The organism is Labilibaculum manganireducens, assembly GCF_002843385.1.
GTDB classification, from domain to species: Bacteria; Bacteroidota; Bacteroidia; order Bacteroidales; family Marinifilaceae; genus Labilibaculum; species Labilibaculum manganireducens.
In genome coordinates, this window is the sequence record NZ_MVDE01000025.1 from 1 (window position 1) to 23,596 (window position 23,596).

Annotated in this window: 14 protein-coding genes; 4 read left to right on the forward strand and 10 right to left on the reverse strand. The window is 37.0% G+C overall.

The window, feature by feature from the left end; translation table 11 throughout:
• Nucleotides 1–563 precede the first annotated feature (563 nt).
• Complete coding sequence (locus BZG01_RS14895) at nt 564–1,256, forward strand: DNA-binding domain-containing protein (RefSeq protein WP_101310637.1); 693 nt, start codon at nt 564–566, stop codon at nt 1,254–1,256.
• Nucleotides 1,257–1,653: 397 nt separating this feature from the next.
• Here the strand turns inward: BZG01_RS14895 and carB are convergent, their stop codons facing one another.
• The 9 genes from carB to BZG01_RS14940 all read right to left on the reverse strand — a co-directional run bounded on the left by carB (nt 1,654) and on the right by BZG01_RS14940 (nt 13,470).
• Nucleotides 1,654–5,013, reverse strand: coding sequence for a carbamoyl-phosphate synthase (glutamine-hydrolyzing) large subunit (gene carB, locus BZG01_RS14900; protein WP_245870388.1), 3,360 nt, complete (start codon nt 5,011–5,013; stop codon nt 1,654–1,656).
• 58 nt (nt 5,014–5,071) lie between these two features.
• Nucleotides 5,072–6,160 (reverse strand): glutamine-hydrolyzing carbamoyl-phosphate synthase small subunit, encoded by a 1,089-nt coding sequence (gene carA / locus BZG01_RS14905; protein WP_101310638.1) that lies wholly within the window; start codon nt 6,158–6,160, stop codon nt 5,072–5,074.
• 99 nt (nt 6,161–6,259) lie between these two features.
• Nucleotides 6,260–7,597 carry an argininosuccinate lyase gene (argH, locus tag BZG01_RS14910; RefSeq protein ID WP_218973126.1) on the reverse strand — a complete coding sequence of 446 codons (1,338 nt, stop codon included), beginning with the start codon at nt 7,595–7,597 and terminating at the stop codon, nt 6,260–6,262.
• A 76-nt stretch (nt 7,598–7,673) separates the two neighbouring features.
• Entirely contained in the window at nt 7,674–8,738 is a 1,065-nt protein-coding gene (locus BZG01_RS14915; protein ID WP_101310640.1) for a M20 family metallo-hydrolase, read from the reverse strand.
• A gap of 3 nt (nt 8,739–8,741) precedes the next feature.
• Nucleotides 8,742–9,521, reverse strand: a complete 780-nt coding sequence (argB, locus tag BZG01_RS14920; RefSeq protein ID WP_101310641.1) for an acetylglutamate kinase — start codon at nt 9,519–9,521, stop codon at nt 8,742–8,744.
• Nucleotides 9,518–10,651, reverse strand: a complete 1,134-nt coding sequence (locus BZG01_RS14925; protein ID WP_101310642.1) for an aspartate aminotransferase family protein — start codon at nt 10,649–10,651, stop codon at nt 9,518–9,520. The genes argB and BZG01_RS14925 overlap by 4 nt, the downstream gene beginning before the upstream one ends.
• 12 nt (nt 10,652–10,663) lie before the next feature.
• A complete protein-coding gene (gene argC / locus BZG01_RS14930; RefSeq protein WP_101310643.1) occupies nt 10,664–11,629 on the reverse strand; it encodes an N-acetyl-gamma-glutamyl-phosphate reductase in 966 nt (321 codons plus the stop codon).
• A gap of 2 nt (nt 11,630–11,631) precedes the next feature.
• The gene (locus tag BZG01_RS14935) at nt 11,632–12,831 is read right to left on the reverse strand and encodes an argininosuccinate synthase (protein ID WP_101310644.1); all 1,200 of its coding nucleotides are present in this window, start codon (nt 12,829–12,831) and stop codon (nt 11,632–11,634) included.
• A gap of 69 nt (nt 12,832–12,900) precedes the next feature.
• Nucleotides 12,901–13,470, reverse strand: coding sequence for a GNAT family N-acetyltransferase (locus BZG01_RS14940; protein WP_245870390.1), 570 nt, complete (start codon nt 13,468–13,470; stop codon nt 12,901–12,903).
• A 976-nt stretch (nt 13,471–14,446) separates the two neighbouring features.
• Between BZG01_RS14940 and BZG01_RS14945 the strand changes: the two genes are divergently transcribed.
• The 3 genes from BZG01_RS14945 (at nt 14,447) to BZG01_RS14955 (ending at nt 21,139) form a co-directional block, all read left to right on the forward strand.
• Nucleotides 14,447–14,722 carry a hypothetical protein gene (locus tag BZG01_RS14945; RefSeq protein ID WP_101310645.1) on the forward strand — a complete coding sequence of 92 codons (276 nt, stop codon included), beginning with the start codon at nt 14,447–14,449 and terminating at the stop codon, nt 14,720–14,722.
• A 394-nt stretch (nt 14,723–15,116) separates the two neighbouring features.
• On the forward strand, nt 15,117–19,637 hold the full coding sequence (gene gltB, locus BZG01_RS14950; protein WP_101310646.1) for a glutamate synthase large subunit: 4,521 nt from the start codon (nt 15,117–15,119) through the stop codon (nt 19,635–19,637).
• An 80-nt stretch (nt 19,638–19,717) separates the two neighbouring features.
• A complete protein-coding gene (locus BZG01_RS14955) occupies nt 19,718–21,139 on the forward strand; it encodes a glutamate synthase subunit beta (protein WP_101310647.1) in 1,422 nt (473 codons plus the stop codon).
• A 299-nt stretch (nt 21,140–21,438) separates the two neighbouring features.
• On the opposite strand, the gene BZG01_RS14960 is transcribed toward BZG01_RS14955, so the two are convergent.
• Nucleotides 21,439–22,881: a hypothetical protein gene (locus BZG01_RS14960; protein WP_101310648.1), complete on the reverse strand. Its 1,443-nt coding sequence runs from the start codon at nt 22,879–22,881 to the stop codon at nt 21,439–21,441.
• Nucleotides 22,882–23,596: the final 715 nt, after the last annotated feature.

Sequence of the window (23,596 nt, forward strand, 5' to 3'; positions counted from 1 at the left end):
AAATTTTTAAATAGTTATCACTTGATAATAGATTGGGTAAATTCTGAATGAATATTTAGTCTTAATATTCACTATTTTCAAAATAACAAATCAATTATCACCCCTTTATTCCCCATAAAGCAAAAAGGTAACCCAAAAAATCAATAAATTTTATTGGTTATTATCCTGCAGCAGTATTACAAACTCCTTAAAGTACTATATTCACTGGTATTGAACATTATTAAACGCATTGTTTTTTTTGATGTAAAAACACATGCCTTATAGTACAAATGATTGATTCAATTCATAAAACATCACTCCCCTATTATTTAAAATAGATATAAAGTGAATAATTTCCCAGTTATGTTTGTTTTATATGATCCGGTAAGTAATACCAAATACTTTTTGAATTGAACTTACTTTGTTTCAGCTTCGGTATTGCAATTATACAAGGGCACACAAGAGTTTTTGTAATCCTGTAAAATTAAAAAGTTATCATATTAGTATTATTTAACTTGTTCATAATGCAATTATAATGTACTTTCAAAAAATATTTTGAAAATAAAAACTAATACCTGATTAAAATGATTGAATATTATTTGCATTTAAATCCATTAACCGATACTCCGGATGATTGCATAGCCAAACCATCTCCAATCGGCGTTTTAACCCGCGAAGATTTAATTAATGCATGTTGTGCCGAAGGTACAGGAATCACCCCATACGAGGCTGAGAGTATGTTTAAGCGTATCGAAACGGTGGTAACAGAGAATCTGGGAAAGGGTTACTCTATTAATACGCCATTGCTAAATATTTCGCCAAGTATTACCGGGGTGTTCAATAATTGGGATGACAGTTTTGATGGATCCCGTCACAAACTGCGTTTTAAATCATCTCCGGGTGTGTTGTTGAAGGCTATTGCTGATTCGAGCAAACTTCACAAAATTGACCGCAAAAAGAGTATCATCGATATCTATAGCTTTACGGATCATTCCATTGGTCAGGAAACTGACAGTCTTTTGCCTAATGGTGTGGGTGAATTAAGGGGGAAACGGTTAAAAATGGATCCTTCGGACGAAAATCAAGGCATATTCCTGATTGCTGAAGATGGCACAGAACATCGGGTTGCGGTATATGTAACCAATACCGACAGCACTCAAATTTTTCAAATTCCTGAATTAACTGCCGGCAATTACGAATTACAAATAAGATGTATTGCCAAAAACAACAAAAAGCTTACCATTGGGTATTACGACAAAACTCTTAGCGTAAAATAGCACATAAAAAGCCGGTTGATCCGGCTTTTATTTTATATCGCAGTCTCCTGTTTCACCCGGATATTTCCCCTTGCACTGCTCCAAAACTTTTCCCTTGCATAAGGCAATACTCTTTCCTTGTACTACTCCAAAGTTTTCCCTTGTGTTAGGCAATACTCTTCCCTTGTACTACTCCAAAGCTTTCCCTTGTGTTAGGGAAAGACCTTCCCTTTAGGCAGGGAAATTCTTATTTCATTGTAAGGGCAGTATCAATACAAAAGCCCCGATAGATTTCAGAAATCTGCCGGGGCTAAAATAATGTATTACAATGCTATCAGGTTTGCAAATTGCCGAAAAGCAATAAGCTTTTGAAAGAATTGGTACCCTCACTTATTGTGAGAGCACCAAAAGTTATATTTTACCAATCCTGCTTTTTATCTACATAATCGCTGAAGCTGTCAATTCCTAAATCTTCTATTGATTTTTTGCAGAATGAATAGATAAAGGCTGAAGCCAGACGAGCATTGGTTATTAATGGTATGTTCAGGTCGATGGCTGTTCTTCTGATCAGGTAATCGTTATTCAACTCCGATTTGCTTAAGTTTTTGGGGATGTTAATCACCAAATCAACTTTGCGCTCTTTAATTAAATTGTGAGCAGTCACTTCAACATCTTCATCAGGCCAACCTACACTTTCGATAGTAACACCGTTCTCTTCCAGGAATTTTGCAGTACCTCTGGTGCCATACAATTTGTGCCCTTTCTCTTCAAGCATCTTCGCACTTTTTAAAAGTTCCACTTTCGAGCGAATAGGACCACTGCTGATTAGGATTGCACTCTTCGGTATGCGGTAACCCACTGACAGCATTGCTTTTAGTATTGCATCGTAGTAATCAGCTCCTATGCAGCCAACTTCACCGGTTGATGACATATCTACACCCAAAACCGGATCTGCTTTCGACAATCTTGAAAAGGAAAACTGAGAGGCTTTTATTCCAATATGCTCCAATTCGAACATCGAGGGTAAATTGTTTGGAATAGGAACATCCAACATTGCCTGAGTGGCAGTTTCGATAAAATTAAAGTCCATTACCTTCGAAACAAAAGGAAAACTTCTACTTGCACGCAGGTTGCACTCGATAACCTTAATGTCGTTATCTTTTGCCAGCAACTGCATGTTGAACGGCCCGGTAATGTTCAGTGATTTTGCTATTTTAGCGGCTATTTTACGAATTCTGCGAATGGTTTCGAAATACAGTTTTTGCGGTGGAAATACCAAAGTAGCATCTCCCGAATGCACTCCGGCAAACTCAACGTGTTCCGAAATGGCATCAATAATAATGTCACCATTTTTAGCGACTCCGTCAAACTCGATTTCTTTTGCTTCCTGAATAAATTCACTAACAACAACCGGATACTGTTTAGATACCTGCGCAGCTAAATCCAGAAAATGGCCTAATTCATCCTTGTTCGAAACCACATTCATTGCAGCACCCGAAAGCACATAACTTGGGCGAATCAAAACAGGAAATCCTACTTCATCAATAAAGTCATTAATTGCCTCTTTGCTTGTCAACTCATTCCATCTTGGCTGATCAATTTTCAATTCATCAAGCATGGCTGAGAAAGTCTGGCGGTTTTCGGCTCTGTCGATCGATTCAGGAGACGTTCCTAACACTTTTACATCTGCCTTGTGCAAACGCATCGAAAGGTTCTGAGGAATTTGTCCTCCTACCGATACAATTACACCGCGGGGCGATTCCAAATCGATAATATCCAAGACTCTTTCGAATGAAAGTTCATCAAAGTACAAACGATCACACACATCGTAATCGGTACTTACCGTTTCCGGATTGTAATTGATCATTACCGACCGTAGTCCTTCTTTATTTACTGCGTTCAGCGCATTTACGCTGCACCAGTCGAATTCAACTGAAGACCCTATTCGATAGGCTCCGGAACCTAAAACAATAACCGATTGATTGTCGTCTGCATAAGTAATGTCATTTTCATCACCACTGTAAGTCAAATAAACGTAGTTGGTTTGTGCAGGATACTCTGCAGCCAATGTGTCAATTTGCTTAACAACCGGAACAATCCCTTTTGCTTTACGATGTTTCCTCACCTCTAAAAGCTCCGATTCCATATCAGTTCTCTCTGGCTTTAAAACAAAGCGTGCTAACTGGAAATCGGAAAAACCGTATACTTTTGCAGCTTTTAGTAAAGTGTCAGGTAATTCCTGTAAGTTATTGTATTTCTGAAGATCCCATTTCAATTTTGTGATGTGTTCCAGCTTACTTAGGAACCATTTATCAATTTTGGTGAGATCATGAATTTTATCAATGGAATATCCTTTTTCAAAAGCTTGCGCGATAGAGAAAATACGCATATCTGTTGGATGAGTTAATTCCCGATCAACATCGTCGAACTTTGAATGAACATTCCCAACAAATCCGTGCATTCCCTGTCCAATCATACGCAAACCTTTTTGAACGGCTTCCTCGAAATTACGACCAACGGCCATTACTTCTCCTACACTTTTCATGCTGGAACCAATCTCTTTGGTTACACCTTCAAACTTGTTTAAATCCCAACGTGGAATTTTACAAACTACGTAATCCAAAGCAGGTTCGAAACAAGCTGTTGTTGTTTTTGTTACAGCATTCTTAAGCTCGTGAAGGGCATAACCCAAACCAAGTTTAGCCGCAACAAAGGCCAAAGGATAACCCGTTGCTTTTGAAGCCAATGCAGATGATCTTGATAAACGGGCATTTACCTCAATTACACGGTAATCTTCCGAATTGGGATCAAGAGCGTACTGAACGTTACACTCACCCACAACACCAAAGTGACGAATAATCTTAATTGCCAGTGATCTTAGTTTGTGATACTCCGAATTGGTTAATGTTTGCGATGGTGCAATAACAATACTCTCACCTGTATGAATTCCCAGCGGATCAAAGTTTTCCATATTACAAACTGTAATACAGTTGTCGTATGCATCCCGAACCACTTCATATTCTACTTCTTTCCATCCTTTTAATGATTCCTCAACCAATATCTGACTTGAATAGGATAAGGCATTTTCAGCCAACTTCTCCAATTCTGCCATATTAGAACAGAATCCACTTCCTTGTCCTCCTAAAGTAAAGGCTGCACGAACAATAATTGGAAAACCTAGTTTTTCTGCCGCTTTTAATGCTTCAGGAATCGATTCAACAGCAAATGACTGCGGGGTTTTTACATCGATTCCACGAAGTTCGTTGGCAAATATCTCTCTGTCTTCAGTTTTAATAATGGTCTCGATTGGAGTCCCTAAAACCTGAAGATTGTATTTCTTTAGCAATCCGGCATTAAAAAGCTGAATACCACAGTTTAATGCAGTTTGTCCTCCAAAAGCCAAAAGGATTCCATCAGGCTTTTCTTTTAAGATCACCTGTTCTACAAAATAAGGTGTAACCGGCAAAAAATAAATTTGATCGGCAATTCCTTTTGACGTTTGTACAGTTGCAATATTGGGATTGATAAGTACCGTATAAATACCTTCCTCCTTCATTGCTTTTAATGCCTGTGATCCAGAATAGTCAAACTCCCCTGCTTCACCAATTTTAAGTGCTCCGGAACCTAATACCAGTACTTTCTTTATGTTGTCTTTTATCATTTTTCTTAAGCTGAGAGCCATTAGCTTATCGCTTTTGGCTGTTAATTGATAATTGTTTTTCTTTAAAAATACCCTCCTCTGTTCTCCGGACATCTCCCCTAAAAAGGAGAACCGCATACAGATGGGACTTTTTTAACTTTTACCTTTCTCCTTTTTACCTTTTACTTTTCTCCTTTTACCTTTTAACTTTATGATCTTCCATCATTTTAATGAAATCGTCGAACAGAAATTCGGTATCTGTAGGGCCACTGGAAGCTTCGGGGTGAAACTGAGACGCGAAAAATGGTTTGCTTGTGTGCTTTAATCCTTCGCATGTGCCATCATTGGCATTAACAAACAATGGCTCCCACTCTTTTGGCAAGGTATCCATATTAATGGCGTACCCGTGATTTTGAGAGGTAATAAAACAACGCTTGCTTCCCTTTAAAACAACCGGCTGATTGTGACTACGGTGTCCGTACTTCAGCTTATAAGTATCAGCACCGGCAGCAAGAGCCATTAATTGTGTTCCCAGACAAATACCCATAATTGGTGTATCCTGACCAAAAACTGTTTTTAGATTGGCGATTGCTTTTGTATTTTGTTTTGGATCACCAGGACCATTGGATATAAATAATCCATCGTATTCTTCCTTAGTGAAGTCGTAATCGTGTGGAACTCTGATTACTGTGGTATCTCTTTTTAACAAACAACGAATAATGTTGTTTTTCACACCACAATCCAACAATACTACTTTGTGTTTTCCATTTCCGTAAACAATTTTTTCGGGTGTGCTTACCTGAGCTACAAGATTCTCCAGATTTGGATCTTTCCATTCAGGTTCTTTGCCTTCAAAAACAATTTTAGCAAGCATACTGCCTTGTTCCCGAAGTTTTTTTGTTAGTGCGCGGGTATCAACACCATATATTCCTGGTATTTTATGTTGTTTCATCCAGTCACCAAGGCTTAAACTCGCATTCCAATGACTGAATTCCTCGGTATAATCGGACACAATAAATGCAGACACCTGAATTTTTTCTGACTCATAAAAACGAAACAAGTCGTCTTCCTGCAGTGTTCCCGGCACTCCGTAATTTCCAATCAGAGGAAAAGTACTAACCAGAATTTGTCCGCGGTACGAAGGATCGGTTAAACTTTCCGGATATCCGGTCATTGCAGTATTAAATACCATTTCACCGGAAATGGATTCCTGGTAACCAAACGATGTACCGATATATTCCGATCCATCCTGTAAAATTAATTTAGCTTTTGTCTCTCCTGACATAAAAGTTCTATAAAATGGTTAATATTTTTAGTGATTAGTTATGAATTGAAAGTATTCTGTATTTTCCAATGCTGATTACTCTTTACCAGTTACTTCTATTTATATTCTATTCAGTAAGTTCATGTAAGCCTCTTTGGTTTTGTTGAAATTAAAACCAACGAAAATCTCATTCATCTTATCTACAATTTTATCATTGCATAAATTGCCGATACTGCCTTCGTGAACATGATTCACTTTACCTTCGTATTTGAAAGTACCTTCCTCCACAATTTGTCCGATCTTTTTGTAAGCATCCCGGAAAGGAACACCGTTAAGCACCATTTGGTTGACTTCCTCAACTGTAAACATGTACTTATAACGTTCATCCTTCAAAACCTCTTTATTGATTTTAACTTCGGAAAGCATGATTCGTGTCATTTCCAGACAAGCAATCATTTTATCGAAAGCAGGCATAAAGAACTCTTTTGTTAGCTGATAATCCCTATGATATCCCGAAGGAAGATTTGATGTAACTGCCTGAATTTGTGCCGGCAACATCTGCAAAGCATTTGCATGAGCCCGAATCAACTCAAAAACATCAGGATTCTTTTTGTGAGGCATAATGCTGCTTCCTGTTGTTAATTCATCAGGAAAACTTAAAAAATTGAAGTTCTGACTGTTATACAAACAGGCATCCATAGCTAATTTTCCGATTGTCATGGCCATACTAGCTAGTGCAGAAAGAACGGTAAACTCCATTTTGCCACGCCCCATTTGTGCATAAACTACATTATAACTTAAATCTCTAAAACCTAGTAAGTCAGTAGTCATTTGTCTGTTTAACGGGAATGATGAGCCATAACCGGCACCCGATCCTAATGGGTTCTGATTAACCACTTTGTAGGCAGCCTGCAGCACCATCATGTCATCGGTCAAGCTTTCGGCATAAGCACCAAACCATAAACCGAACGAGGATGGCATAGCCACCTGTAAGTGAGTATATCCAGGAATTAATACATCCTTATTTTCATTACTCTTTGCAATCAACTCATCAAAAAGCAATCTTCCTTCCCGAACAATTTCTTCCAGTTTGTTTCTTGTAAAAAGCTTTAAATCCAAAAGAACCTGATCGTTTCTTGATCGTCCGCTGTGAATCTTTTTTCCAATATCACCTAAAGCTAAAGTAAGCTGATATTCAATTTGAGAATGAACATCCTCAGTGCCATCATCAATCACAAAATCATTATTTTTTATCGAGGAATAAATTTTCCGTAATTCTTCCTGAATCAATTTTAATTCTGTTTTTTCCAATAATCCGATGGATTCGAGCATTTCAATGTGTGCAAGCGATCCCAGCACATCAAACGCGGCAAGCTGCAAGTCCAATTCGCGATCCATTCCAACAGTGAATTGTTCAATTTTTTTATCAACTTTTACGCCTTTATCCCAAAGTTTCATAGTAATTCTCTTTAAAGTTAGGTGTTAGTGTATATTATTGCTTAATCCGTTTTATTTTTCAACAAGTGATTTCCGGTTATATTTTCAAACCGTTCAACAAGTTATAATATTTTTCAATTCCTTTTTCAATTTCATCCATGTAGATGAACTCGTCAGCGGTATGAGATCTGGCCGAATCTCCGGGACCCAATTTTAAAGTTGGAAATCCCTTCATAATTGCCTGATCGGATGTGGTTGGAGAACCGTAATACTTCATTCCTAAGTTCAATCCTGTCTGAATTAACGGGTGCTCCAATGGTATTCCTGAAGAATTCATTCTAAAGGACCGGGCTGTAACATTACTTTCCAACTTTTCTTTGATGATTGCAAATGCTTTTTCGTTAGAATAATGCTCATTCGTGCGGACATCCACTACAAATTTGCAGGATGATGGAATTACATTGTGCTGTTTCCCTGCATTAATTTGTGTTACAGTCATTTTCACTGCTCCCAGCATCTCAGATTCCAAAGCAAATTTATAAGAATGAAGCCATTCTATATCCCTCATTGCAATAGTTATTGCGTTGACACCCTCGTTACGGGCTGCATGTCCGGGAACACCGATAGCATCACAATCCAGCACCATTAAGCCTTTTTCAGCGATGGCCATTTCCATAAGAGTCGGCTCGCCTACAATTCCAACATCAATTCGTCCTATTTCATCCTGTATCAGCTCAAAACCTCCGGTTCCTGATATTTCCTCTTCGGCAGAAGCTGCAAAAACACGGTTGTAATCTTGATCAGTGCCTTCCAAGGCTAAAAATGATGCAAATAAAGAAACCAAACAGCCGCCTGCATCATTGCTGCCCAATCCGTACAATTTGCCCTCGGACACTTCCGGATTGAAAGGATCTTTTGTATACTTTTCAGAAGGTTTTACGGTGTCTAAATGAGAATTCAGCAACAAAACCGGCTTTTTATCATCAAAATCCTTATTGAAAGCCCATACATTATTTCCTTTGCGGTGTACCTGATATCCAAAGTCAGTTAGTTTCTGCTCCATTACATCGGCAGCTTGATTTTCCTGTTTACTGTAAGATTGAATAGAAATCAATTGCTTAAGAGTGGTTAAGGCTATTTCGGTATACTTTTTTAAATCCATAAGCTAAGAATTAACAATTTGTGTTCCTGAGGAATGATTTGTCTCCATCGAAACAAAATTCCCGATTACGACCTCTTCCACTCCTTTTGATAAGGCATAAAATGCATTTTGTGTTTTGGGCAGCATTCCTGTATTTATCTTGCCCGATTTCACCATTTCAGAGCATTTTACGTTAGAAAGAACAGGCATTACACTGCTGTCATCCTCCGCATTCATTAATACTCCAAGTTTTTCGAAACTATAAATCAATTTCACCTTATAGAAACGACTTAAAGCAACGGCTACTTCTGTTGCCACCGTATCAGCATTGGTGTTGAATAATTGTCCCTTGCCATCATGAGTAATCGGGGCAATAACCAAAACCGAATTGCATTCAATTTGCTTGCATAAAGCCAGGGTATTCACTGCTGTAACATCACCAACAAAACCAAAATCGACCTTTGTGTTGCTTCTTTTTTCAGCTTTTATAAGATCTAAATCGGCACCACACATCCCCATCGCATTTACTCCACGAGCTTGTAAAGCAGCAACAATGTTCTTATTAATTAGTCCGGCATAAACCATGGTAACCAACTTCAGGTTTTCGGCATCAGTTATGCGTCTTCCATCCACCATTTTGGTTTGAACTCCAAGTTTGCCTGCTAAATCGGATGCTAGTTTTCCACCTCCGTGAACCAAAACAATCTTGCCGTTTAAATTTGAAAATGCATCAAGAAAATCATTTAGTTTTTCGGTATCGTCAATTACGTTACCACCAATTTTTACAACAGTTAAATCTATCATACCATTATAATTTGGGTTAGTTTTTGAAATGCTTGAATGAATTGATCCACCTCTTTTTTGGTAATTGAAAGTGGCGGCAGTAAACGAAGTGTTGTACTACCTGATGATCCTGTGAAAATTCCATATTCCTCAAGAAGCTGTTTCCTGATTTTAGGCATATCCTCAAGATCAATACCAATCATTAATCCTTTCCCCCTTATTGCTTTTATTGCTTTATTATCTTTTAATTCAGAGATTAAATAATCTCCCAATCTGTCTGCATTATCGATTAACTGTTCTTCTTCGATTGCCTCTAAAACTGCCATTCCCGCAGCACATGCCAAATGATTTCCCCCAAAGGTTGTTCCTAACATTCCGCTCCATGCTTTTATTGCAGGTGAGATAATTACTCCGGCAATTGGAAATCCATTTCCCATTCCTTTAGCTGTAGTTATAATATCTGCCTTAATACCAGCATGCTGATGTGCGAAAAATTTCCCTGTTCTTCCATAACCCGACTGAATCTCATCCAAAATAAGCATTGCTTTGTGAGCTTTGCACAAGCTTTCGGCAGACTTCAAGAAATCAGCCGAAGGTTCTACAACACCGTTCACACCTTGTATTCCTTCGATAATCACTGCAGCAACGTCATTTTTCCCAAGAGCTTTTTCAAGTGCAGGAATGTCATTCATCTCTATAAAAACAACGTCGTGTTTTACATTAAATTCTGATGATAAAACTGGATTATCGGTAATTGCCAAAGCACCACTGCTTCTTCCGTGAAAAGCTCCTTTAATTGCAACAATTTTCGATTTACCAGTGTGAAAAGATGCCACTTTTAGAGCATTTTCATTGGCTTCGGCTCCTGAGTTACACAAGAATAAGTTGTAATCATCGTATCCTGAAAGTGTCCCCAATTTATTAGCCAATTTCTCCTGCATATCATTTCTTACAGCATTCGAATAAAAGCCTAAACAATGAAGTTGGTGCTCCATTCTGAAAATATAGTGAGGATGACTGTGACCAATTGAAATCACACCATGTCCACCATAAAAATCTAAATATTTATTTCCTTTATCGTCAGATATGCCTGATCCTTTCCCATTAACCAGGTTTATATCGTAACAATTATATACGTTAAATAATTCCATTTCTTTCTTTTTTTAAAATCCAACCGGCTTTAAGCCCAATCCCAATATTTCCGGCATTCCAAATAATAAATTCATATTCTGAACTGCCTGACCAGAAGCCCCTTTCAATAAATTATCAATCACTGAAATAATCATCAGTTTGCTGCCATGTTTTTCAAGATACAATACACATTTATTTGTGTTTACAACTTGCTTTACATCGGGCGATATATTTGATATTGAAACGAATGGATGATTTTTATAATATATTTTGTACTTCTCAACAGCTTCTTCAGCAGACCAATCACAATCGGTATAGATTGTGGCCATTATTCCCCGGCTAAAGTTTCCTCTAACGGGAATAAAATTAATTTCTTTATCGAAACTGGGTTGAAGTTGCAAAACCGTTTCTGTTATCTCAGCCAAATGCTGATGAGTAAATGCTTTGTATACCGAAACATTGTTGTTTTTCCAGCTAAAATGTGAAGTTGATGTTGGATTCTGTCCTGCTCCAGTTGATCCTGTTATTGCAGTAATATGAACCTCCTCCTTCAATTTATTTTCTTTAGCTAAAGGCAATAATCCCAATTCAATACAGGTAGCAAAACATCCCGGATTGGCTATTTTATCAGCATTTACAATTTTATCTTTATTAATTTCCGGTAATCCGTAAACAAAACCTTTTTCATTTGCTTTTGGTCTGAAATCAGTACTTAAATCGATAATTTTTACAGTCTCAGGCAAATTATTCTCTTCCAAAAACAATTTGGTCTTCCCATGTCCCGAACAGATAAACAAAACATCAATTGCCTTATAATCAGCTTCGGAAAATGACAAATCAGTATCCCCTAACAAATCCCTATGGACATCCGATACCGGATGTCCCATATGACTTGTACTCTGCACGAAACTGATATTTGCCTGCGGATGCCAAATTAAAATCCGTAACAATTCTCCCGCCGTATATCCTGCTCCTCCTATAATTCCTACATTCACCATAATTACTGCTTATTTACGGTGTAATAAATCTTCAATGAATTAGCCAGAATATTGGTAAATCCTTTTGCATCATCTGCTGTCCATCCTTTACTGCTTTCGCCGTACTGACCAAATAAATCAGTCATTAAGTCGTTGGGTGAAGTAATGCCTTCAACAAAGAAATGTTTTGGATTCAAATTTAAAATAACTGTTCCTGTCACCTTTTTTTGAGTGTCAAGAAGGAAAGTCTCCATGTTTCTCATTACCGGCTCTAAGTACTGAGCTTCGTGTAACAACATTCCATAGAAATTTGCAATTTGCTCTTTCCAGTGCATTTGCCATTTGGTAAGCGTGTGCTTTTCAAGAGTTTGATGAGCTTTAATAATCATTAAAGGCGCAGCAGCTTCAAATGCAACCCTTCCTTTTGTTCCAATAATTGTGTCACCAATGTGCATGTCTCTTCCAATGCCAAATTGAGAACCAATTGCTTCAATTTTTTTAATTGCATCCAAAGGATGTTGTACTTTTTCTCCATTCACACTAACCAATTCTCCCTTTTCGAATCCTATGGTCAGCTTTTCCGATTCGGTTTTAACAACCTGTTTTGGATAGGCATCTTCCGGAAGAGGTTGATCTGAAGTTAAAGTTTCTTTTCCGCCAATACTTGTTCCCCAGATTCCTGCATTAATGGAATATTTCATTTTTTCGAAATTGGCCGAAATACCATTTTCTTTCAGGTAATTGATTTCTGTCTCCCTGCTCAACTGCATATCTCTGGTTGGAGTAATGATTTCGGCATTGGGAGCCATTATTTTAAAAATAAGATCAAATCTTATCTGATCGTTACCAGCTCCGGTACTACCGTGAGCGATATAATCAGCATCAATGGAATGGGCATATTGAGCAATTGCCATGGCTTGAAATGCTCTTTCTGAGCTTACCGACAATGGGTAGGTGTTGTTTTTTAAAACATTTCCCATTATCATGTATTTAATGCATTTATCGTAGTATTCTTCGGTAATATCAAGTGAGGCGTGCTGAACAACTCCCAGTTGTTTTGTCCTGTTCTCTATATCAGCTAATTCTTCCTTGCTGAAACCACCTGTATTACCCAATACTGTGTACACATCCATGTTTAACTCCTTAGACAAATAAAGTGCACAGTATGTTGTATCTAAACCTCCGCTATATGCTAATACTACTTTTTTCTTAGTTGATGTCATTATATTGTTATTTGTAGATTTTCAAAATCTTGTTGATAAATTGATGAAATTGCTTTCTTTTCAGAATAATTACTTTTTATCCTTTCTATTGGGATCATACAGCATGCCTGTACACAAACACATTTTCCGATTGGTTCGCTGCAATATGTCGTAATTCACACAACCACTGCATCCTTTCCAAAATGTATCATCTGTAGTTAGCTCCGAAAAGGTAACTGGTCTGTATCCTAATTCTGAATTGATTTTCATTACAGGAAGACTGGTGGTGAGTCCAAATATTTTGGCTTCAGGATAACGTTTTTGCGATAGCTCGAATGCCTTGGCTTTAATCATTTTAGCCAAACCTACAGCTCTGTAATCAGGATCAACAATTAGTCCCGAATTAGCTACATATTTACCATGTTCCCAGGTTTCTATATAACAGAAACCAATAACTTTATCCTGATCAAAGGCGATAATTGCCTTTCCTTCCTGAATTTTTTGTACGATGTACAAAGCTTCTCTTTTAGCAATTCCGGTACCGCGGATTTTCGCAGCACTTTCAATCATATCACAAATTTCCTGGGCATATTCGTAATGCCTTAAACCTGCTATAATGACACTTAATTTTTGCTCAATTTCCATTGAAGTATCTATCATTTTATTTTAAATAATCTAAATTTCCCAAAAAAGTGCTACTGCTGTTAAGCACAACCACCTGTTATTTAATTCTACAAAAAAATCCGCTCTTGCGGTCTGATTGTTTTGTTCCCGAAAACAGCGTCTTCGATAGTCTAAGGAGTTGAAAAAATTCATTTTTTTATTTTTAATTAATACAAAAAAAGCTTACCGTCCGAAAACAGTAAGCTTGTTAATTATGATATTTCAATAACAGAAACAGCAAGCTCATCCGTTCCCCCTGGGTAACAGTTACTACGCAAATGGCGTCGGCTTTGAGTATAGATGATTTGCTTCATTTCTATTTGTGATTATATAGTTTCAAAAAAAAGGCTTACCGGTAAAAACGGTAAGCCTTTTATATATTGCTGTTAATCATTGATTACAAGACAATACGACACCAACCGCTTTTCCTAAAGGAGCGCTCTGTCTTCGTCGTTGTATGTTGTAAAATAAAATCATTTGATGTTTTTTTCTGTTGTTTCAAGTTCAAAAAAAATGCTTCCCGATATGGAAAGCTTGGAAAATTAAATATGCCAGAGCTTATACCTTATCGTTTGGATAAAGATCTAATAAAGCGTCGTCGAATAATTTGTAAATTTTCCATACCTGTTCTTATTTGTTGCCTACAAAGATAAATGCAAAAAACAGTAATATCCTAATAAAACCATCTTTTTTTTAGTTCATCCTTATTTAAAACCTTTGCGTATAAATTTCATGGTGTTTTTTAATGAAATACCATCAACAATCAGCACTCATCTTTCTGAAATTTCATGTTTTTTTGTAATGATAACGAATGGAATTCAATCAAACAATTTAGATGAAACCATATCTTTTAGTCTAAAAAATAGTGCATTATAGTTTTTTAACAGTTCTAAATTCATTTTTTTAGCAACCATTTATAAATTGCGTCGTAGAATTGCATTAGTATCTAAATTTAAAAAGATTTGAAATTATCATGGAGTTAAAAAAAATTGTTGGATTTGTGTTGTTGGGCTTAGCTGTTGTTACTTTCTTCCTTTATCTCTCCTTACCTTTTATTCTATCGGGTTCTAATAAAATCATTCTGCTAACTGCATCCGTTTATCTTCTGAATAAAGTTTTCTTTTATTCTTCAATTTATATTTTAGGGAAACAATTCATTTCCAAATTTGGAAAATATTTACCCAAATGGATTGAAAGACGATTGTTAAAATTATTAAAAGTTCAACCTGTTGTTGAAACAAACAATTAGCAATCTTCTTTGTAACACTAAACATAAATTTTAAAAGACAATTCCTTCGCATTCTTTGCAGATAAATGCCTCTTATTTTTATAAATGCCTGAATATCATGCAAACCTTTGCAGTGATAATTATCATGTTTTTTTCACTTTTCAAACGTTTCCGCTAATATACTTAACAATAATAATTGCATATGTAGATTTAATTGTGTTATATTTGCTCAACGGATTAGACAAGCAAAAAATTGATCACCTCCATCTTTGGGTGTTTCTTGAATTAAGGCAACGACTCTCGGATTTATAAAAGTCGTTACTAAATGATATGGAATGGGGATTTCTATTCATTTCTTAAGGTCCTTAAGTTTAAAAGATAAAATCATTTCCTGGCTTCGCACTAAAAATTGCCTATGCGAAACCTTAGACCAAAACAGCAGGGTCTTTACGACCCTCAGAACGAACATGACAATTGTGGGATTGGCTTTGTAGCCAACATTAAAGGAAAAAAATCTTTCGAGATTATTACCCGTGGACTGGAGGTGCTTTGTAATATGGAACACCGGGGCGCGCGTGGTGCTGATAATGTAAGTGGTGATGGTGCCGGTATTTTAATGCAATTGCCTCACAGTTTCTACAAAAAAATTGGAATCAAGCTTCCTTTAGCAGGAAGATATGGTACCGGTTTAATTTTCTTACCAAAAGACGAAACCGAAGAAAAGTTCTGTCTTGAAGTTCTTATTCAGATTCTGGAAGAAGAAGGATTGGAATTTCTTCAATTACGTGATGTCCCAACGGACACCAATGCAATTGGTGAAATTGCAAGACAATCGGAACCAGTGATCAAACAAATCTTTGTTGGTGGAAATTACGAACAGGATGAATTGGAACGACGACTCTATTTAGCTAGAAAACAAGCTGAAAGTTATATTCGCGCAACTAAAATGAAGGAAAAGGAGATGTTTTACATTCCTAGTCTTTCGTCTAAAGTTTTGGTTTATAAGGGAATGTTTGCAAGCGACCAACTGGGGAAATACTATAGTGATCTTCAGGATTCCCGTATGGAAAGCGCTATTGCAATGGTTCACTCACGTTTTAGTACCAACACATTCCCTTCCTGGGATTTAGCTCAGCCATTTCGTATTGTAGCTCACAATGGTGAAATCAATACAATAAAAGGAAACCGTTTGTGGATGCAAGCCCGTGAATCTCTTTTAAAATCGGAGATGTTTGGTGATGACATCAAAAAACTATTCCCGGTTGTTGAACCAAACAAAAGTGATTCTGCCTCTTTTGATAATGTGCTTGAATTTTTATTCTTAACTGGAAGAAGTCTGCCGCATGCCTTGAGTATGATGGTGCCGGAATCGTGGAATGAAAAAAATCCTATCCCCGATAGTCTAAAAGCATTTTACGAATATCATTCCACTTTTATGGAGCCTTGGGATGGACCAGCTTCCTTGGTATTTTCTGATGGCCGTTATATTGGCGGCACATTGGATAGAAATGGATTGCGCCCTTCCCGATATGTAATTACTCAGGATGACATGATTGTAATGGGTTCTGAAGTGGGTATTCAACAGTTTAAAGCCGAAGAAATTAAAGAAAAGGGTCGTCTAAGACCAGGTAAGCTATTGCTTGTTGATACTCAGTTAGGAATCATCATTCCTGACCAAGAGGTAAAATCACAACTGACTTATCGTAATCCTTATCAAAACTGGCTAAAAGAGAATCGTTTGGATTTAAAGGCTATTCCTGTTGAAAAAAGGGTTCCTTCAGATATTGGAGATCATTTTAACATTTGCCAGAAGACTTTTAACTATTGCAAAGAAGATTTTGAAAGAGTTCTTCTGCCCATGGCAACGGGCGCACAAGAGCCTGTGGGATCAATGGGTAACGATGCTCCGATACCAGTGTTGTCGCCAAAACCGCAATTGTTTTTCAATTACTTCCGTCAATTATTTGCCCAGGTAACCAATCCTCCAATTGATTCAATTCGGGAGAATCTGGTGATGGATCTGACCAATTATATAGGATCAGTTCAGAAAAATCTATTGGATGAAACAGCTCAGCATTGTAAGTTAATTCGATTCAAAAGTCCGTTAATTACTAATACTGATCTTGGCAAGATAAAGAAACTTAAGCATGAAGAGTTCAGACATCAATCCATTGATATACTGTTTAAAGCATCTCAAAATGGTGCTGGCCTGGAAAGTGCTCTGGATTCTATTTGTCTGTTAGCCGAAAAAGCTGTTGATGAACAGAAAAATTACATTATTCTAACGGATCGGAATATGTCCGAATCAATGGCTCCAATTCCTGTTCTTTTAGCTGTAGCTGCGGTTCATCATCATCTTATAAAAAAGAGAAAGAGGATGCAGATTGGTCTCGTTGTGGAAACGGGTGAGGCTCGTGAAGTAAATCATATTGCCTTACTGATTGCATACGGGGCTAGTGTTATTAATCCATACATGAGTTATGCGGTTATTGACAAATTGGTGAAAGATGGAAGAACCAGTCTTGAATATAAAACGGCTCGTAAAAACTATATAAAAGCCGTTGATAAGGGATTGCTAAAGGTGATGTCTAAAATGGGAATATCAACCATTGGCAGTTATCTTGGTGCCCAAATTTACGAGGCTTTAGGTGTAAGCAAGGATGTTATTGACAAATACTTCACAGGTACAATTTCCAGAATTGAGGGAATTGGATTAAAAGAGATTTCAGAAGAAATTCTTTGTCATCACAAGAAAGCTTATTCAGAAGAGGATCCTTTCGATAATCAGGATTTGCTTACGAATAATGGAAATATTCACTACAGAAAAAATGGTGAGCCTCATAGCTGGAACCCTGAAACAATAGGATTGCTGCAATGGGCAACCAGAACAAATGATTTCAAAAAATTTAAGGAATACAGCACAATTGTAAATAAGGAAACTGCTTCTCCCCATTTTTTAAGAGGTTTCTTTGATTATAAAAAGAATCCTATTGATATCAGTGAAGTAGAACCGGTTGAAAACATCATGAAAAGATTTTGTACTGGTGCCATGTCATATGGTTCCATTTCAAAAGAGGCTCATGAAGCTCTGGCTATTGCCATGAATAAAATTGGCGGCAGAAGTAATACCGGTGAAGGTGGAGAAAGCTCAAAACGCTTTTATTCAAGTGCAAGAAGTTCAATTAAACAAATTGCTTCAGGTCGATTTGGTGTAAATGCTGAATATCTTGTAAATGCTGATGAACTGCAAATTAAGGTAGCTCAAGGTGCAAAACCGGGAGAAGGAGGTCAATTGCCTGGATTTAAGGTTGATAACATCATAGCTAAGCTTAGAAATTCTACTCCGGGGATTACACTGATCTCTCCTCCTCCACATCATGACATTTATTCAATTGAAGATTTAGCACAATTAATTTTCGATCTGAAAAATATAAATCCAACAGCTTGTGTAAGTGTGAAGTTGGTTTCAGAAAATGGTGTTGGAACTGTTGCTGCGGGTGTTGCCAAAGCAAACGCTGATCTTATTGTGATTGCTGGTTGCGAAGGCGGAACAGGCGCAAGTCCGTTGAGTTCAATTAAACATACAGGATTACCTGTTGAACTTGGATTAGCAGAGGCGCAGCAAACACTTGTAATGAACGACTTGCGTGGTCGTATCAAATTACAAACCGATGGACAATTAAAAACCGGAAGGGATATTATTTCAATGGCCTTGCTTGGAGCTGAGGAGTTTGGATTTGCTACAAGTGCCTTGGTTGTGTTGGGTTGTGTAATGATGCGTAAATGTCACCTAAACACATGTCCTGTTGGAATCGCAACTCAAAACAAGGAGCTTAGAGAAAAATTCCTTGGTCGTTCAGAATGGCTGATTAACTATTTTACTTTCTTAGGAGAAGAGTGTCGTGAATTGATGGCAGAACTAGGAATTCGAAAATTTGATGATTTGGTCGGTCGATCTGATTTACTGGAAAAACGTAAAAACATCGAAAATTGGAAAGCAAAAACAGTTAGTATAGACAACCTAATTCATCTTCCTAATACTGATGGACACACCATATGTGGTGCAAACGCTAAAATAAAATCCATTGGTGAGGTTCTTGATCATGAGCTGATTAAACAATCTGCGAAAGCGCTACATGATGGAGAAAAAGTTTGGATTGATCAGAAAATCAACAATACAGACAGAACCACAGGAGCTATGCTTTCGGGTAAAGTTGCTTTACTAAAACCAAAAAGAGTTTTAGACGAGGATACAATTCATTGCATATTCAGAGGATCTGCAGGACAAAGTTTTGGAGCTTTTCTGGAACAGGGAATTACTTTCCGCTTGGTTGGTGACTCTAATGACTATTTTGGAAAGGGCTTATCGGGTGGAAAGCTGGTTGTTTATCCTTCGGAGAAAAGCAAATTTAAACCTGAAGAACAAATTATTATTGGAAATACTGCACTTTATGGTGCAACCAGCGGATCGGCATATATAAGAGGAATGGCGGGAGAACGTTTTTGTGTTCGTAATTCCGGTGGAATAGCTGTTGTTGAAGGTGTTGGTGATCATGGTTGTGAATACATGACCGGAGGTAGAGTTGTAATTCTAGGTAAAACAGGCAGAAACTTTGCGGCTGGTATGAGTGGTGGAATTGCTTACGTTCTTAATATGGAAGGACGATTGGATTATTTCTGCAATAAAAGTCTTGTTTCTCTTGAACCGGTCGAAAATATGCAGGATATTCATGAGCTTCAGGGAATGATCCACGAGCATTTGTTATTAACACAGAGTAGTGTCGCTTCTAAAGTACTTACTCATTGGGAAGAATATCTACCACATTTTGTGAAAGTTATTCCTTATGAGTATAAAAAAGTTCTTGAGGAGAAAAAACTGAAGAAGATTCACCGAAAGTTAAAAGCGGCTCAATCGCAAACAGAAGTTCACGAGTAATTAAATTTTATGGAAAGGTGAAAACAGGATTCGATCCTTTCCTTTAATTACTGCACTATTCATTAACAAACAGAACGATTATGGGAAATCCGAAAGGTTTTTTAGAAATAAAAAGAAAAGAAGCCGGCTACCGTCCGGTAAGAGATAGAATTGGGGATTTTGGAGAGGTTGAACAAACATTGAATCTTGATGACAGAATAGATCAAGCAGCCAGATGTATGGATTGCGGTGTTCCTTTCTGTCACTGGGCCTGTCCTACAGCCAGCAAAATTCCCGAATGGCAGGATGCTGTTTACAGAGAAAATTGGGAGGAAGCAAGCCAAATTTTACATTCAACGAACAGCTTTCCCGAATTTACAGGAAGAATTTGTCCGGCTCCATGCGAGAAATCTTGCGTGCTGGCGTTGCAGAAATCGCCTGTAACTATACGCGAAAATGAGGCCGCTGTTATCGAAAAAGCTTTTGAGTACGGCTATATCAAGGCCCGGCCTCCTAAAAAGCGTACAGGTAAAAGAATAGCTGTAATTGGGTCAGGACCAGCAGGATTATCTGTTGCAGATCTGCTAAACAGAGCTGGTCATAATGTGACTGTATTTGAAAAAGATGATGCGATTGGTGGATTGCTTCGTTACGGAATACCTGATTTTAAATTGGATAAAGGCGTTATTGATCGACGTTTGGAACTTTTTGTTGAAGAAGGTATCGAATTTAAAACCAATCAGGATGTAGGTGGAAATGTTTCATTTACTGAATTGGAAGCGGAATATGATGCCATTTGCCTGGCAATTGGTGCAATGAAACCCCGCGATTTGCCAATTAAAGGCCGTGAACTGGAAGGTGTACATTTCGCTATGGATTTTCTTAAGCAACAAAATAAACTGATACGTGGCGACGAATTCACCAAGCAGGAAAGAATATCCGCTAAAGGTAAAAACGTTGTTGTTATTGGAGGTGGCGATACTGGTTCCGATTGTGTTGGGACTTCAATTCGTCAAAAGGCAAAATCTGTTTTGCAGATAGAATTGCTGCCAAAACCACCTGAAGAAAGAAAAGAGACCAATCCTTGGCCTTACTGGCCGGAAACTTTAAGAACTTCCAGTTCTCACCTTGAGGGTTGTGAGAGAAGATGGTCTCTTAGTTCTAAAGAGATTTTAGGTGAAGATGGCAGCGTGAAAAAACTTACTATCACACAAATTGAATGGACTAAGGATGAAAAGGGCCAATTCAAAATGAATGAAGTTCCAGGAACTGAAGAAACCATTGATGCTGATTTAATATTATTAGCCATGGGATTTGTTCATCCTGTGCATGAGGGATTAGTTAATGAATTAGGACTTGAATTGGATGGCAGAGGAAATATTAAAACTGATGCGAAAGGTCAAACTTCAAATTCGAAAATCTTCTGCTCAGGCGATGCAACATCCGGTGCAAGCCTGGTTGTTCGTGCATTGGATCATGGACGCAAAACAGCTCACGCAATTCACAAATACTTAGGAGCTTAAAAAATGCAATAAGTTACACTAAACATAGGCAGTTAAGTGGTTAGAACCGATAGTTTAATCTCGACAAAGATAGCTGTCGGTTCTTTGTATATAAACAAATAAGGAATGCTCAAAATGAACATTCCTTATCTTGCTCTTAATAAAATCCAATTCACTTCCGCAATTTACAACCACACAAATTACGAATACTTTCCAGATTTTATCATTATTAAAGTTGACTCAACCTTTAAAACAAAATCAACTTAAAATTTTTAGAAGTAGCTGTCTTTAGAAATATAAAGACAGCTAAAATATTTTAATTATGGATTTAAACTGGAATTAGTTTGATCTACTGTTGCACTATTTCCAATACCATACTGCATTACTACACTTGAATGTCCATAACCTGACTGATATACATCAGCAGTATTGCCTGATCCATCCTGCGCAATTCCAGAATAATTGTAATCTCCAACCTGAGTAACTATTGCAAAATTATTGTCTCCGTTGTATTGAAGAACAACAGATTCGCTTAATTCACCATCCTGGAAAACATCAGCAACAGAATTTGTTACATTTTCTTGTAGGATACCTGAATAGTTACCATAACCATATTGCTCTATTATTGCAAGGTTTCCACCGCCACCAAACTGATAAGTTTCGGTATAATTCATTGTTCCATCCTGTAATACTGAAATAGTGTTGTTCTCACCACCAACTTGTTCTGTATAAGAAAAGTTATCATCACCAATCTGGTAAACTTCTGCCAAATTTCCTTCGCCGCGAATTTGTTTCATCATTACAGTATTTCCATCGCCTGCCTGCTCTGCGTATGCTTCGTTATCAAAACCTTTTCTTTGAATAGCTGTGGCTTTATTGAAATCACCATTTTGAACCAAACCGGCCCAATTAGATTCTCCCTTAATTTGTTTAATAGAAGCATCATTAGCATAACCAATCTGCGCGATACCTGCATAGTTATCCTCTCCTTTTACCTGTGTAATTTTACCGTAGTTCCAGTCTCCTAACTGACCAACATAAGCACGATTCATAACACCGCCATACTGATTTACTATTGCAGTATTACTATTCTCATATTGTTCAACTTCGATAGAATTGCCTTCGCCACCCATTTGAGTTGTAAATGCCCAATTATCTTCACCTTCTTGTGTAACGTAAGAAGAATTACCTATTCCATTAGCCTGATATACATCGGCTAAATTAAAGGATCCTGTTTGAATAACACCAGCCCAATTACTCTCATTACCGTATTGTCTTATTCTAGCTTGATTTGCAAAACCATCTTGAATAATTCCGGCAAAATCAAGAGAACCATTTGCCTGATCAACTTTAGCCCAATTAGAATCTCCAAATTGGTTTATTAAAGCCTCTGACCATAAATTGTTCACTTGCTCAACATACGAGATGTTAAAATTACCATCTTGAAGTACATTTGCAATATCCCACACACTACTTTGATATACAGAGGAGAAATTCAAGAATCCGTATTGCTCAACGTAAGCTTCTACCCAAACACTATTAATCTGATTAATAAAAGAAGAATTTAAATCGCCTAACTGAGTAGCTGAAGCAATATTTAATTCTCCGGATTGATTTATTTGACTGTAATTCCAAACACCTACCTGATCAACTGTTGCTTCTTGATCTGTTCCAAATTGTTGTATTTCAGAAACATTTTGTTGAGCAAAAGATGCTGCTGCAGTAAAAACTACAGCGACCATAATTAACATTACTTTCTTCATTGTTGAATTTTTTAAGGTTTAAATGAATATTTCGATGAAGTTATCTATTGAATAAATATGGTTGTGGTTTGAAAATATCCAAAACTTCATCAGGTTTATATAGTTTATCTTTTAATCAATTAACACAAAAAATAAATAATTCGTTCTTGCTTCCAATTACACACATTCCAATTAATAGATGGTATTTTTGCTCCTAATAAGTTTTTTACTGACATGGTGGAAATACGATAAATAGCAGTTGCTAAAGAAAAAATTGAAGAACACGCTGTTTTATCTCTTTGAATTAGAGATGGCATTATATGATATAAATGAATACCACAATTGACAAGGAATAATATCAAAAAATTATGTACGTGATTCACAGTCTAATTTTAAGGTTAATTAAAAATTGTTAAATAGAAACAGGGGCTTCTTACTGGTATTGGGACAAATCAAAATTTTAAAATCATAAAATCATAATTACATACCTATCTCCTCTCCCTAATCAACAAAATAAATTTACTGAAGTCATATTACATGAACTAAGACTTTTACATGAAACACCATAAAATAACCACAAAAACAACATTAATGAAGATTAAAATATAAAAGGCACTATAATTAGTTTATTATTGTTAATTTTAATTAAACAAATAATTACAATTTTAGATATTCATCATAAGCGGAAAATAAAATTCACTAAAACAATTAGTCTGTTTTGGAAAGTAATAAAACT